The sequence below is a fragment of the Staphylococcus sp. HMSC067F07 genome (genome assembly GCF_001837405.1).
Lineage (GTDB): Bacteria > Bacillota > Bacilli > Staphylococcales > Staphylococcaceae > Staphylococcus > Staphylococcus capitis.
Genome location: NZ_KV832202.1, coordinates 1 through 1,970, shown reverse-complemented (window position 1 = coordinate 1,970; position 1,970 = coordinate 1). Strand labels below are relative to the sequence as shown.

Annotated in this window: 2 protein-coding genes; both read right to left on the bottom strand. The window is 28.0% G+C overall.

Annotation, left to right across the window (positions count from 1 at the left end):
• Nucleotides 1-218 precede the first annotated feature (218 nt).
• Nucleotides 219-668, bottom strand: coding sequence for a hypothetical protein (locus HMPREF2706_RS00010; RefSeq protein WP_001836863.1), 450 nt, complete (start codon nucleotides 666-668; stop codon nucleotides 219-221).
• 282 nt (nucleotides 669-950) lie between these two features.
• A complete protein-coding gene (locus tag HMPREF2706_RS00005) occupies nucleotides 951-1,808 on the bottom strand; it encodes a replication initiation protein (protein WP_002487639.1) in 858 nt (285 codons plus the stop codon).
• Between the last annotated feature and the right edge of the window lie 162 nt (nucleotides 1,809-1,970).

Sequence of the window (1,970 nt, the reverse complement as noted above, 5' to 3'; positions counted from 1 at the left end):
GTTAATATTAAATAAGCTTATACATAGAATATACAAATTAGCTACCCATAATCTTTTATTATGTTAACTAAACCAAAAGGGACAAACGCCGTCATTTCAGCGTTTGTCCCTTTGTGTTTGGATTATCGATTATTCATATTTTATACATACCCTTAACCACACGTTTTCATGTATTTTCATTAAGAGAATTTTTGTATCTTTATTCAGTTGAAGAGCGTCTATTTTTTAGACGCTGATTGTTTTACGCGTTGTTTTGTAACGAATATTAATATTGAAATTAAAATGTTTATAATACCAGCAATTAACATGACTAATCCAAAAAGACTAAATATGAAGTCAATGATTGGGATCTTGTGAGCGAGATATATTAAAAATCTCCCTATACCTATATAAAACATACCCCCTAAAATTGGAAAGATGAGAGGTATATTACTTTTTAATGTATTAGCGATTTCTTCATTTGTCTTTTTATTTAAGAGTAAAAGTGATACTGGGAGTAATAGCAATGTCATTTCAAAAAATAAGTCGGAAGTTAAATGAATAGCAAAACCATAACCTCTGAAGTAATTTCTAAATGCGATACATAACATAATGATTAAAACTGAGAAATCAAACTCTCTACTACTAATTTCATCTAAATCAAAGAAATTTAATTTAATCCGTTTCATCATATCATCCTTTCTATTAATAATTTATAATAGAAAGGCACTTCCGTGCACAAAGGAGGTGTGCATATGGCGTTAACGATACTCTCACTTGTTGGAACATTTATCTTATCTGTTATTGCTGGTGTAGTTGCGAACTACATTACAGATAACCTAAAAAGATAAATAAAAAACCCCACTTTGCTTTGGTCGGCAGTGGGGTTTTGACATATGGCGAACCATACTTCACTTGTTACCTTCAGTATACATCAGCAGATACTATTTGTAAAAATTCATCTACTTTTATTATTCTTCCCAATCGGTTTGGAGCTGTTTTAAAAAGGCTTCTCGTTCTTTCTCTAATTGTGGATCATACTCATTTTGTGTTTGTTTTTCATATGTGCGTTCTTCTAACCATTTTGGTGTTTTCTCACGACTGATATATTGTCGTGACTTACCTATATTCACCATTTGTGGCTGTCGTTTACTGTGAATACGTTTCTCAGCATCAAAAGTAAACTCTAACCATTCAATTTTACGTCCTTTTTTTGCCTTTATTTTATTGATATTAAGATTATTAAAAATGAAGCCTAATTCTTTAATGATAGGGGCTAATACTTTTTGATTAATATTTGTCATACGGTAACTATTAGGAATATCTAGCCGTTCTCTAAAATCATCAATTTTAATTTTTACATAGCCAGTATGTTTATACTGCTTAAGTATTCTGAACATATGCTTAGAATATGTAGATTTAAGGTGTGTCATTTCTCTAAGTTCAAATTTAGTGAAGTTACTAGTTAATGAATTAATAATATGTTCTAAATCTGGATTAACACCAATAGCCACATACTCTTTATCTTTATAAATTTCTACTTTAGTAAAAAGAATAAATTTTCTAATAACATTCTCAGTTTCTTCTCTATATGTTAAAGAGAAAACTTTATCATAGAATTTTTCTAAATCTTGAATAAAAAGCTTTTTATCATGACTATAGTAATTACTTAATTCTTTTAATTCTTCAAATGGCACATTAACAGTCAAATTGCCTTTATCTTTTAATTTATTACACAAAGTAAAAAATAAATTAACTTCAGTATTATTAAATTTTCTCAATGGAACTAAATTCATATCATTTTTATATACTACTGTTTCTCCACTCAACTAACTCCACTCCAATCTAAAAGAAACCTTTATAGAATAAAGATTCCTATTAACTTTAATTGAAAATACTTATAATAACTATTTTATAAACAATAATAACATAAAGAAACCTAATATAAAAAAAGTTTCTTTAGTTTAATGATTGGTTGCCTTTAGTTTAAT

Coding starts and splice junctions, on each gene's coding strand:
- HMPREF2706_RS00010 (WP_001836863.1), bottom strand. CDS start 668: ATGAAACGGATTAAATTAAATTTCTTTGATTTAGATGAAATTAGTAGT.